The 11,385-nt window shown below is 71.5% G+C and carries 14 protein-coding genes; 4 read left to right on the top strand and 10 right to left on the bottom strand.

From position 1 onward, the window contains the following. Positions 1 to 23 precede the first annotated feature (23 nt). The 7 genes from NOSIN_RS23170 to fbaA all read right to left on the bottom strand — a co-directional run bounded on the left by NOSIN_RS23170 (position 24) and on the right by fbaA (position 6,709). Positions 24 to 1,307 carry an adenylosuccinate synthase gene (locus NOSIN_RS23170; RefSeq protein ID WP_077692760.1) on the bottom strand — a complete coding sequence of 428 codons (1,284 nt, stop codon included), beginning with the start codon at positions 1,305 to 1,307 and terminating at the stop codon, positions 24 to 26. A gap of 473 nt (positions 1,308 to 1,780) precedes the next feature. After that, positions 1,781 to 2,197 carry a DUF3151 domain-containing protein gene (locus NOSIN_RS23175; RefSeq protein WP_077692761.1) on the bottom strand — a complete coding sequence of 139 codons (417 nt, stop codon included), beginning with the start codon at positions 2,195 to 2,197 and terminating at the stop codon, positions 1,781 to 1,783. A gap of 45 nt (positions 2,198 to 2,242) precedes the next feature. Further along, entirely contained in the window at positions 2,243 to 2,902 is a 660-nt protein-coding gene (locus NOSIN_RS23180; protein WP_077692762.1) for a hypothetical protein, read from the bottom strand. Further along, positions 2,890 to 4,203: a hypothetical protein gene (locus NOSIN_RS23185; protein ID WP_077692763.1), complete on the bottom strand. Its 1,314-nt coding sequence runs from the start codon at positions 4,201 to 4,203 to the stop codon at positions 2,890 to 2,892. Before NOSIN_RS23185 ends, NOSIN_RS23180 begins: the two co-directional genes overlap by 13 nt. Next, the gene (locus tag NOSIN_RS23190; RefSeq protein WP_077692764.1) at positions 4,200 to 4,961 is read right to left on the bottom strand and encodes an ATP-binding cassette domain-containing protein; all 762 of its coding nucleotides are present in this window, start codon (positions 4,959 to 4,961) and stop codon (positions 4,200 to 4,202) included. The genes NOSIN_RS23185 and NOSIN_RS23190 overlap by 4 nt, the downstream gene beginning before the upstream one ends. A gap of 57 nt (positions 4,962 to 5,018) precedes the next feature. After that, on the bottom strand, positions 5,019 to 5,369 hold the full coding sequence (locus NOSIN_RS23195; RefSeq protein WP_236743423.1) for a hypothetical protein: 351 nt from the start codon (positions 5,367 to 5,369) through the stop codon (positions 5,019 to 5,021). A gap of 317 nt (positions 5,370 to 5,686) precedes the next feature. Continuing rightward, positions 5,687 to 6,709 (bottom strand): class II fructose-bisphosphate aldolase, encoded by a 1,023-nt coding sequence (gene fbaA, locus NOSIN_RS23200; RefSeq protein WP_077692766.1) that lies wholly within the window; start codon positions 6,707 to 6,709, stop codon positions 5,687 to 5,689. A 408-nt stretch (positions 6,710 to 7,117) separates the two neighbouring features. Here fbaA and NOSIN_RS23205 point away from each other — a divergent pair, with 408 nt between their 5' ends. Further along, positions 7,118 to 7,495 carry a RodZ domain-containing protein gene (locus tag NOSIN_RS23205; RefSeq protein WP_077692767.1) on the top strand — a complete coding sequence of 126 codons (378 nt, stop codon included), beginning with the start codon at positions 7,118 to 7,120 and terminating at the stop codon, positions 7,493 to 7,495. A gap of 152 nt (positions 7,496 to 7,647) precedes the next feature. On the opposite strand, the gene pyrE is transcribed toward NOSIN_RS23205, so the two are convergent. Beyond that, the gene (gene pyrE, locus NOSIN_RS23210) at positions 7,648 to 8,181 is read right to left on the bottom strand and encodes an orotate phosphoribosyltransferase (protein ID WP_077692768.1); all 534 of its coding nucleotides are present in this window, start codon (positions 8,179 to 8,181) and stop codon (positions 7,648 to 7,650) included. A gap of 65 nt (positions 8,182 to 8,246) precedes the next feature. On the opposite strand from pyrE, the gene cutA reads away from it, so the two are divergent. The 3 genes from cutA (at position 8,247) to NOSIN_RS23225 (ending at position 9,977) form a co-directional block, all read left to right on the top strand. Next, entirely contained in the window at positions 8,247 to 8,588 is a 342-nt protein-coding gene (gene cutA, locus NOSIN_RS23215; RefSeq protein ID WP_077692769.1) for a divalent-cation tolerance protein CutA, read from the top strand. Then, positions 8,585 to 9,175 (top strand): hypothetical protein, encoded by a 591-nt coding sequence (locus NOSIN_RS23220; protein WP_077692770.1) that lies wholly within the window; start codon positions 8,585 to 8,587, stop codon positions 9,173 to 9,175. Before cutA ends, NOSIN_RS23220 begins: the two co-directional genes overlap by 4 nt. Before the next feature lie 142 nt (positions 9,176 to 9,317). After that, entirely contained in the window at positions 9,318 to 9,977 is a 660-nt protein-coding gene (locus NOSIN_RS23225) for a GNAT family N-acetyltransferase (protein WP_077692771.1), read from the top strand. Positions 9,978 to 10,007: 30 nt separating this feature from the next. Here NOSIN_RS23225 and NOSIN_RS23230 read toward each other — a convergent pair whose 3' ends face one another. Both NOSIN_RS23230 and NOSIN_RS23235 read right to left on the bottom strand, forming a co-directional pair. Next, positions 10,008 to 10,607: a hypothetical protein gene (locus NOSIN_RS23230; RefSeq protein ID WP_077692772.1), complete on the bottom strand. Its 600-nt coding sequence runs from the start codon at positions 10,605 to 10,607 to the stop codon at positions 10,008 to 10,010. A 93-nt stretch (positions 10,608 to 10,700) separates the two neighbouring features. Further along, entirely contained in the window at positions 10,701 to 11,375 is a 675-nt protein-coding gene (locus NOSIN_RS23235; RefSeq protein ID WP_077692773.1) for an RDD family protein, read from the bottom strand. Positions 11,376 to 11,385 lie beyond the last annotated feature (10 nt).

Consider the following 11,385-nt stretch of genomic DNA (forward strand, 5'->3'; position numbering starts at 1 on the left):
TTGAAGGCGGATAGACGTGGGGGTCAGACCAGGGAACGCAGTTCGAGCGTCTCGTTGCGGCCCGGTCCGACACCGATGGCGGAGATCGGGGCCCCCGCCATCTCCTCCAGAGTACGCACGTAGGCCTGCGCGTTCTTGGGGAGTTCGTCGAATTCCCGGACGCCGGTGATGTCCTCCGACCAGCCGTCGAGGTACTCGTAGACCGGCTCGGCGTGGTGGAAGTCGGTCTGGGTCATCGGGATCTCGTCGTGGCGGACCCCGTTGACGTCGTAGGCCACGCACACGGGGATGCGCTCCAGGCCGGTGAGCACGTCGAGCTTGGTCAGGAAGAAGTCGGTGATGCCGTTGACCCGGGTGGCGTAGCGCGCGATGGGTGCGTCGAACCAGCCGCAGCGGCGGTTGCGTCCGGTGGTGACGCCGTACTCGCCGCCCTGCGTGCGCAGCCACTCGCCCTGCTCGTCGAGCAGCTCGGTGGGGAAGGGGCCCGAGCCCACACGGGTGGTGTAGGCCTTGAGGATGCCCACGACCTTGGTGATGCGGGTGGGACCGATGCCCGAACCGGCCGCCGCGCCGCCCGAGGTGGGGGAGGAGGAGGTCACGAACGGGTAGGTCCCGTGGTCGATGTCGAGCAGGGTGCCCTGGGAGCCCTCCAGGTACACCGTCCTGCCCTCGTCGAGCGCCTTGTTGAGGATCAGCGAGGTGTCGGCGACGTAGGGGCGCAGCTGGTCGGCGTAGGCCAGGTACTCCTCGATGATCGGCTCGGCGTCCAGGCCGCGCCGGTTGTACACCTTGGTGAGCAGCTGGTTCTTGTCGTGCAGGGCCAGCTCGATCTTCTTGCGCAGGATCTTGGGGTCGAACATGTCCTGGACGCGCACACCCTGGCGGGAGACCTTGTCGGCGTAGGTCGGGCCGATGCCGCGCCCGGTGGTGCCGATCCTGCCCTTGCCGAGGAAGCGCTCGCTGACCTTGTCCAGGGCCCGGTGGTAGGGCATGATCAGGTGCGCGTTGGCCGAGATGAGCAGGCGGGACGTGTCCACGCCGCGCTCCTGGAGGCCGTGCAGCTCCTCCAGCAGCACACCGGGGTCGATGACGACGCCGTTGGCGATGACCGGGACCACGTTCGGGGACAGGATGCCCGAGGGGAGCAGGTGGAGGGCGTACTTCTGCTCGCCGATGACCACCGTGTGCCCGGCGTTGTTGCCGCCCTGGTAGCGCACCACGTAGTCCACGCGTTCGCCGACGAGGTCGGTCGCCTTGCCCTTGCCCTCGTCGCCCCACTGGGCACCCACGAGCGTGATCGCCGGCATTGGTCTCTACCTTTTCGTTCGACACCTGACCGGGGCTTTTCCGGCCCCGAACATGGAAAACCCCTGGCGCAAGGCTGCGACAGGGGCCGTTGCGTATTGAGGGTACACGACCACCGCATCCGGGTTAAGTGGGACGCCAGGGCACTTGCGGCACACGGTTCCCGCCTGTCTCAGAGCGCACGCAGAGGCGGTTTCCGCACCCCCTCACAGGGGTGGGTGGAGTGGTGGACCCGCTCGGGAACCGAGGACGCCGGGGCCGGTGACGTGGAGCGTGCCGGGGCGCGGTGGACCCGTGCGGCACCGTGATCGGTGCCGGGGCCCTGCCGCGCTGACGGGAGCCCCGGCCCGTGGGGACCGTCCCATGGGGTTCTGTTCCCACGGGCGCGTCCCACGGAAGCCACGGCACGTGAGGGGGCCGCCCCGGGCTCCTCCACGGAACCCGGGGCGGCCCCCTACGGCCACGGGACGCGGTGTCAGCCGTTGAGGGCCTTGTCCGCCTCGGCGCTGGACTCGCGCAGGAAGGTGGCGCAGCGCTCGGCCTCCTCGGTGTCGCCGATCTCGGCCGAGGCCTGGCCCAGGGCGTGCAGCGCGCGCAGGAAGCCCTGGTTGGGCTCGTGCTCCCAGGGGATCGGGCCGTGGCCCTTCCACCCCGAGCGGCGCAGCTGGTCCAGACCCCGGTGGTAGCCCGTGCGGGCGTAGGCGTAGGCGGTCACCGGTTGGCCGTCGGCCAGGGCCAGCTCGGCCAGGCGCGCCCACGCGGCGGAGTACTCCGGGAAGCGTCCGGCGACCGGCGTGGGGTCGTCGGACGCGGCGAGCGCCTCCCTGGCCTCGGGATGGTCGGCCAGGCGCGTCTCGGGCGGCTCGTTCAACAGGTTCTGGTGCATGTTCATGACCCCATCCTGCCACCGGGCGGTACAGCTTCCCGAAGAACCGGCTCACCCGGCCTCCTCCCCGCGCTGGTGGACCCGGGACGTCGAGCCGCGCGTCACCGCGTGCACTCCCAGCGCCGCCACCGCCGTGCCCACGGCCAGGGCCGGTACCACCCCGGCGGGCAGGAGGTCCGGGGCGACCCACCCGTCGCTCCCCGCGTACGCGTACGGGCTCACCCGGTCCAGCCCCGGAACCATGTTGCAGGCCGCGGCCCCCAGGAAGATCCCCGCCAGCACGGCCAGGCCCGACGGCACCGCGCCCAGGAAGGGGGCCAGAAGGTACACGGCGGAGGTCGCCAGCAGGACGTTGGTCACCAGCAGCCAGGTGTTCTCGGCGGAGGGAGAGGCGACCAGTACGGCGGCCCCCGCCGCCACCGGCAGGGACACGCCGACCGCGGCCACCGCGGCCGCGCGCACGCGGGTCCGGACACCGCCCAGGCGCTCCCAGACCCACAGCCGGGGACGGTTGGCCCAGGCGCCCGCCATGGCCGCGCACACGCACAGCAGCTCCGCGACGGGTACGCGCTGCTCCTCGTTGGGCCAGTCGAAGACCGCCACCGGTACCACGATCCCCAGCGCGGCCGCGCCGAAGGCCGCCGCCACGGCGGCGGAGGCCAGCGCGCCGAGCACCGGCAGCAGCGAGGGACGCAGGATCACGTTCGCCACGGCAGCTCCTCGGGGTCCACCTCGCACGACGCCAGCCGTTCGCGGTCCTGCCGGATCCACGCGCTGACCTGGTCGGGGTCTGCGTCGGCGAACAGGGCATGGCCGCTGGCACCGCCCCCGAAGGCCTGGGAGGCCAGCCACGCCCTCAGCCCGTAGACGACGGCGGCCCGGCGCTCCTGCGGCCGGGCGCCTCGGTCCAGGCTGGCCACGCTCCCGGAACCGCAGCGCCCCACGTCGGGTATCAGCCAGTCGGCCATGGTCTCGGGTACCTCCTCGTACGGGTCCCAGCCGGGGTAGACGGGCAGCCAGAGCACGTCCTGCCCGGGGCCGTCGAACGCCTGCTCGTCACCGCGTGCCAGGCTCTGGTCGCGGACCTCACGGGGAAGGGCGTCGGCCACCCCGTAGGCGTCGAACACCGGCGCGGCCAGGCCGGTGATCGCGGTGAGCTCCTCCGCGTGTCCCTCGTGCACGCAGTAGCGGACACCGCCGTGCTCGTCGCAGACCGCGGCCCCAGGAGCGCGGACCACGAGCGGGAACGGGTGCAGGTGCGGCAGGACCACGGTCACGGCGACGGCGGCGACGGCCGCCCCGTGGACGGCCGAGAACCGTCTGGGAGCCCGCAGCAGCCAGGCGGTCGTCCAGGCGACCGCGACCGTCAGCAGCAGGAAGAATCCCAGCCGGTACGGGCCCAGGGCGGCGGCCTCGCGCATGCCCAGGAAGGGCTCGAAGGGCGGTTGGAGCGACAGCGCGGTCCAGGGATCCGAGACGAAGACCAGACTGGTGAGGAGGAAGACCGTGCCGACCGCGACGGGCACGGCGAGCAGGCCGCGCGCCGCGACACCGCACAGATAGCCCAGCAGGGTGAGGGCCGCGAACCCGGTCAGGGCACCCGCGACGGCGACGGCGTCCGGCGATCCCGCGCCCCGCGTGGCGGTGACGACCGTCAGGGGGAGCAGGCCCACCAGGTAGGCCCCCAGGCACCAGGCCACGACCACCACCGTGTGGCGCAGGGGGACGTCCCGCTCCGCACGCGGCTGCCAGGGCTGGGCGAACACCAGGGACCTGCGGGTGAACCGGCCGGCGACCAGGGCGGCGGCCCCGGCCGCCACCACGACCGGCAGCCGGGCCTGGGCGCCCACCTGCGCGGAGAGGTACACCCAGTCCAGGGCCCGCCAGTCGAGCCGGTCCCAGGTGCCGGCGAGGGTCATGGCGAGGATGAGGCCCGCCGGGGCCAGGACGAGGGCCGGCGGCAGCGGCCAGAAGAGGGGCGAGGCGCGCAGCCGTGCCGTCGAAGGACTCACGCGCGCTCCCCGATCCGCTCGATCAACCGGTCGTAGGCCCGCTCGAACCCGGAGCCGTAGGCGCTTTCGCCGGAAGTGTCCTCGACCAGCGCCTCCAGTTCGGGGAAGGTGCCGTGGAACTCGATCCGTCCGCCCGCGAGGACACCGACCGTGGTGCACAGGTGCGCGACGTCCTCGATCAGGTGGGTCGAGACCAGGACGGTCCGGTCCTGTCCCAGCCGTGCGACGACCTCCCGGACGCGCAGCCGCTGCCCGGGGTCGAGTCCGGCGGTGGGCTCGTCCAGGACCAGGACCCGGGGATCGTGGGCGAGCGCGGCGGCGATGCCGACCCGCTGGCGCTGCCCTCCGGACAGGACGCGCGTGCGCAGGTCGGCGAGGTCGCTCAGAGCGACCAGGTCCAGCGCCCGTTCGGCCGCGCGCCCGCACTCGCGCCGGGCCAGCCCGTGCACCCACGCGGCGTAGGCGACCGTGTCCGTCACGGTCAGCTCCCCGGCCAGGGTGAAGCGCTGGGGGACGAATCCCAGCATCCGCCGTGCCCCGGAGCGGCCGACCGCGGTGGACAGGTCGTGGTCGCCGAGAAGCAGGCGCCCCTTCCGTACCGGGAGCAGCGTCACGACGAGTGAGAGGAACGTGGTCTTGCCCGAGCCGTTGGGACCGAGGAGCCCGGTGACACCGGGCTCCACGGTCCAGGTGAGACCGTCCAGCACCTTTCTCCGTCCGGGACGGACGAACTCCAGGTCCTCAGCGGTGATGCGCATGGCCTCGCCTGTTCCCACTCGCCGCATCCGCACGGGAATGCGTGTGTTCTGTTTCGGTCAGCATCGATTGGCGCGCCCGGAAGCCAGTTTGTTTCCGGACGAGCTCCGCGTCTCGGTGAAATAGGTGCCGTTGCCGTCGCACCTTCCGTCGGCCGAGAAGCTGCTGTTTCGGAAACCGGTACGGCTGGCCTCGGCCACGACCTTGTCGGGCCAGGCGGGGCGGTGCTTGCGCACCTGGACGGTGAGGGTCACGGTGCCGCCGCACCCCGTGCGGGATCCGATTCCGGAGATGGTGTTCCCCGAGGTGGCGGGAGTGCTGGCGCCGAGGCCGCACAAGTAGGACGAGCGTTCGGCCACGGCTTCGCCTCCGGCCCACGCCGTCCCGGCCGCCGACGTGCCGACGAGCACGGCACCCGCGGCGAGTATCCAGGCCGCGAGGATTCGGACAGCGCGATTCTTGTCTTTCAATTCTCCTCATTCCACTTCGAGGGGGTGTGGGCTTTCAGAGTAATTCCCGGATGCCCCTCGGGGAAGCGAGGATGTGGAGGCTGTGGAAAAGAGGAGAATGTGATTTCGGGTATTTCGATGTGATTTGTAGGCAGAGTACGCCGGTGCGGTGCGCGGAAAGGCGGGATGCCCGGCGGAGCAGGGCGCCCGACGAACGCGAGGTGCCCGGCGGCCGAGGCCGCCGGGCACCTATCACGAACCGTGGTGGGAGCGTGTGACTACTTCATCTTGTTGCCGGCCGACTTCAGGTGCTGGGCGGCCTCCACCACGCGGGCGGCCATGCCGGCCTCGGCGACCTTGCCGTAGGCGCGCGGGTCGTAGGCCTTCTTGTTGCCGATCTCGCCGTCGATCTTCAGCACGCCGTCGTAGTTCTTCATGATGTGGTCGACCACGGGGCGGGTGTACGCGTACTGCGTGTCGGTGTCGACGTTCATCTTCACCACGCCGTATCCGATGGCCTCCTGGATCTCCTCCATGGTGGAGCCGGAGCCGCCGTGGAACACGAAGTCGAACGCCTTGGCCCTGCCGTACTTCTCGGCGACGGCCTCCTGGGCGTTCTTGAGCACCTCCGGGCGCAGCTTCACGAAGCCCGGCTTGTAGGAGCCGTGCACGTTGCCGAAGGTCAGGGCCGTCATGTAGTAGCCCTTCTCGCCCAGGCCCAGCACCTCGGCGGTGCGCAGGGCGTCGTTGGGCGTGGTGTACAGCTTCTCGTTGATCTCGCCGACGATGCCGTCCTCCTCACCGCCGACGACGCCGACCTCGATCTCCAGGATCGTGCGGGCGGCCTTGGAGGAGGCCAGCAGTTCCTCGGCGATCTCGAGGTTCTCCTCCAGTTCGACGGCCGAGCCGTCCCACATGTGGGACTGGAACAGCGGCTCCTGGCCCTTGGCCACGCGCTCCTTGGAGATCTCCAGCAGCGGGCGGACGAAGCCGTCGAGCTTGTTCTTCGGGCAGTGGTCGGTGTGGAGGGCGATGTTCACCGGGTACTTGTCGGCCACCACGCGGGCGAACTCGGCGAAGGCGACCGATCCGGTGACCATGTCCTTGACGGTGGCGCCGGACAGGAACTCCGCGCCGCCGGTGGAAATCTGGACGATGCCGTCGCTTTCGGCCTCGGCGAAGCCGCGTAGAGCGGCGTGCAGCGTCTGGCTGGAGGTCACGTTGATCGCCGGGTAGGCGAAGCCCTCGGACTTCGCGCGGCTCAGCATCTCGGTGTAGACCTCGGGGCTGGCGATGGGCATGCTTGACTCTCCCTGGATTCGGCCTGGAGCGAGCGGCCGCCGGACCTGGGCCGACGGCACCCCCCGTGCGTTGCCCCGGTGGTGCCCGGACTCCGGGGGGTGGCCCTCGGGGGGCCGTGGGTCCGGACGTGTCCACCAGGTGTCACCCAAGTATCCCGAATACCCGGAGCCCTTGAAAAGGTCTAGACCAGATTGCCCGGGGTTGTCGGCACGTGCGCGGCCGACGGGGCCGAGACGACCGGCTCCGTGTACCCGGAGCGACGGTTTGTGGGCCCTCTGTTCTCTTTGCGGACGAATTGTGGGGAGTCCTGGGCTTCCAGGCGACTGCTGTCGCTTTTTGCCGTGATACGCGCTACATTCAACGCCGTGGGAAGGCATAGGAATGATCCTCGCGGCGTTGGCCAGGTGATGGCCATCGTCGGGGCCGTCGTGCTCCTGGTGACGCTTTTGGCCCTCGGCGGATTTTTCTTGTACCGCTCGCTTCCAGGCACCGACGTGAGTGCCAACGCCTCCGGTGCGGCATCGGAGGGCGAGCAGCCGGAGGACATGGGTGTCCTGTACATCCGTGTCATCGGTGAGTCCAGCGAGGTCTTCGTCCGCATTCCCGGTGGCGACGTCCTGATGGACCAGGAGATGAGCCAGGGCCAGTCGGTCGACTACAACCGTGCGGAACAGGGCCTGGAGGTCACCATCGGTGACCCCTCGGCCGTCGAGGTCTTCGTCAACGGCGAACAGCGCGACATCTCCGACGAGAGCGCGGACTACAGCTTCACGATCGACGGCTAGACGACGCCCGGGCACGGAACGGTACGCACCGACCGTCGACGGGGCGGAGCCAGTGGGCCCGCCACCGCCGGGGCGCCTCCTGTCCCGACACGAACACGAGGGACAGGGCACCGCCGACCGGCCGACGGCGCCCTCCTCCTCGCCCGGACCTCCTAGACGTCCAGGTCGGACACCCCGTACACCGCCCGGTACTCCAGGCCCTCCTCGGTGATCCGCCCACGCGCGCCCCGGTCCAGGATCAGCGCGACCGCCACCACCTCGGCGCCCGCCTCGCGCAGCGCCTCCACCGCGGTCAGCACCGAGCCGCCCGTGGTCGAGGTGTCCTCCAGGGCCAGGACGCGCCGCCCCCGCACGTCGGCTCCCTCGATCCGCTTCTGCAGGCCGTGCGCCTTGCCGGCCTTGCGCACCACGAAGGCGTCGAGCCTGCGCCCGCGTGCGTGCGCGGCGTGCAGCATGGCGGTGGCCACCGGGTCCGCGCCCAGCGTCAGACCGCCCACCGCGTCGAACTCCAGGTCCGCGACGTTGTCCAGCATGACCGAGCCGACCAGCGGCGCGGCCTCCCCGTCCAGGGTGACCCGGCGCAGGTCGACGTAGTAGTCGGCCTCCATGCCCGAGGACAGGGTCACCTTCCCCCGCACGACCGCCTTATCGTTGATCTGACGCAGGAGTTCATCACGTTCGCTCATGATCAGTGAGCCTAGGACACCGGGTGGTACGGAAGGCACCGCGGCACCCGGTCGGAGGGACGGCCATGCCACAGTCCGCGAACACCGTTCGGGTCGAGACCACCGTCGACAGCAGGGACGGCGCCGAACGGGTGGCGCGGTCGGTGGTCGAACACCGCCTGGCGGCCTGCGCCCAGGTGAGCGGGCCGATCACCAGCTTCTACCGCTGGGAGGACCGGATCCAGGCCGACGAGGAGTGGATGGTGGTGATCAAGACCGCCGCCGACCGGCTGGACGACCTCACCGCGCACATCAACGGCGTCCACCCCTACGACGTCCCCGAGGTCGTCGCCGTGTCCGTCACCGGAGGCGGTTCCTCCTACCTGGAGTGGGTGCGCGAGGAGACGCGGGGAGGCACCTCCGCGTGATCGCCGTCCTGCTTCCCCCGACCCTCGGCCTCCCCACGCGGCTTCCCGGCCTGGCCGACCGACTCCCCGAGCACGGGCTCACCCCCGTCAGCCCCGAGGTGGGCGGTGACGAGCACCCGCCGCACGCGGCCCGCTACGTCGCCCGTGCCAGCCTGGAGGTCAACCGCCTGGTCGCACCCGACGCCCCGACCGCGCTCGTGGCCGAGGGCGGCGCGGGACCGCTGCTGGGAGCGGTCGGCGCGGCCCAGAGGTCGGCGCACCGGCCCGTGTTCGGCTACGTGCTGGTGGACGCGTTCCTGCCCCAGCCGGGCAGCCCCACCCGCGTGGACATAGCGAAGTCCCAGAGCCCCGAGAACGCGGATCCGGAGGCGGTGTCCGCGGACGAGCCGCCCGGCTACCGGACCGAGCCGCTGCCGATGGCCGCCGACTGGCCGGACGCCCCGTGCGGTTACCTGCTCACCGATCCCGGCCTGGGCCACGTGGCGCGCCTGGCGGGGCTGCGCGGCTGGAGTGTGCGCGAGGCGGCTCCGGAGGAGGCGTCCGAGGCCCTGGCCGAGCTGTTGGTGGAACTGCGCGGGATGGCCTGAGCGGAACGGACCGGGCGGGGTGGCCCGGTCAGGGTGGTCCGGCCGCGCTCGCGAGGCGCGCGGCGCGGCGACACGGTGCGGGCGCCGAGCCGGGGCGGAAAACCGGATGGCACCGCGGGGACGGATTCCGGAGAATCGTCGCATGATCACCGACCACTTCCCGCTGCTTGGGCTGCGGCTGCGCACACCGCGCCTCGAACTGCGGATCCCGTCCTTCGACGACCTCGGCCAGTTGGCGGAGGCCGCGATGCAGGGCGTCCACGACCCGGACACGATGCCGTTCTCCGTGCCCTGGACCGACCAGCCGCCGGACAGACTCGCGCTGGGCGTGGTGCAGCACAACCTGGGGCGGATGGCCTCGTGGACGCCGAAGGACTGGAACCTCAACCTGGTGGTGGTCCACGAGGGCGCCGTGGTGGGCGTCCAGGACATGAGGGCGCGCGACTTCGCGGTCGTCCGGCAGGTGGGCACCGGCTCGTGGCTGGGAAGGGCCCACCAGGGCAGGGGGGTCGGCACCGAGATGCGGGCGGCCGTGCTGCACCTGGCCTTCGCGGAGCTGGGCGCAGTGGCCGCCGTGTCGACGGTGAACGAGGGCAACCGGGTCTCGGAGAGGGTCTGCGAACGCCTGGGGTACCAGAGGGACGGGATCGACCTGGTCGAAGTCCGCGGGAAGCGGGTGGTGCAGAACCGCTACCGGCTGACCAGGGAGGGCTGGGAGGCACACCGCACCGCTTCGGTCACCGTGACGGGTCTGGAGCCGTGCCTGCCGCTCCTCGGGCTGGACGGGGCCTCGCGGGAGTAGCGGTCCGCCGCGGCCGGCGGCGCCGCACGCCTATGACGGGCGCGCCGGCGACACGTCGGCGGAGGCGCCGGCGGCTTTGTTCATGAGGACGAGCGACACCAGGATGCCGGTCAGGATGCCGGCCCCGCTGGCCACGCCACTGACCAGGGGCACCCGGTCCGCGTGCCCGGTGAACGCCATCGCCAGGCCGACGGCACCGAGCACCGTCAGGTAGACGGCGGCGCCCAGGATCGAGCGGGTCCGCCAGTACCAGGCCAGCGGGAGGAAGTGCAGTCCGACGGTGAGGGCGATCCAGGCGACGTTGGCCTGCACGGGCGCGTCCAGGGCGCGCAGCACCTGGATGCCTCCGAACAGCAGGACGGCCTCCAGGGCCACGACCACGCCGTAGAAGGGGCCGAACCGCATCCCGGGCCCCTCCTGGGCGGATTCCGCGGCGGAACCGGAGCCGGGGACCGGTCCGGAGGACCTGCGGCCGAGGGCCACGACCAGCGCGATGACCGCGAGGAGCGCCGCGACCGCGAGGACCCGCAGCACAAGGGCGGCGGTGGGGTCGAGCGGCGGTCCGGAGTTGGCGAGGACGAAGGCCAGGCCGAAGCCCGCGCCGATGAGGAATCCCACGAATCGCGTCATATCGCGAAGCTAGCAAGAGACGGAACCCGGCGTCCACGCGGCGGAACCGTCCGGGTCGTCGCCGAGGCCGGGCCCCTCGTACCGTCCGCGCCCCTACCGGCGGGCCTGGACGACCACGGTTCCCGCCGCCTTGTCGTGGAGGCACTGCCGCAGCGTCTTGTCGCGCAGGGACCAGAGGACGTTGGTGAGCGACCACGGCAGGAGCCAGTTGACCAGGTTGGTGTGCCCCGGCGCGTAGAGCAGCGCGCGGACCAGCGCGCGACCGGCGGTGACCCTTCCGCCGCCGTCGGAGCGCACCACCCACAGCCCCAACAGCATCTTGCCGATCGACCGGCCCCACACACGGACCTGGAGCCACTCCACCACGATGGGCAGCAGGAAGAAGTTGAAGACGGCGAACACCATGAAGACGTTCGAGGCGCCGCCCTCGATCTCGCCTCCGCCGAGGGCCACACTGACGAAGGTCCCCAGCAGCATCATGAGGAACCAGAGGAGGACGAGGGCGGCCGTGTCGATGGCCCGTGCCACGAAGCGCGTCCCCGGATCGGCGAGGCCGACCTGCGGCCGGGCCGGGCTCCACTGCCCCGGGTCGGTGATCACCGGCGGGAGCCAGTTCCGCGGCGGAGGGTGGTAGCCCTGCTGGTACGCGGGCGCGGGGTGACCGGGGGTCGGGTACGGGGGCGCCGGCGGAGGCTGGGTTCCGGGGGGCCAGGCGGCGGGGGAGGGCCGATGATCGCCCTGGTCGGAGGGCGGGTACGGGGGCTGCATGGTGCTCCTC

It is taken from the genome of Nocardiopsis sinuspersici, assembly GCF_001998325.1.
In the GTDB taxonomy this organism is placed as follows: Bacteria; Actinomycetota; Actinomycetes; order Streptosporangiales; family Streptosporangiaceae; genus Nocardiopsis; species Nocardiopsis sinuspersici.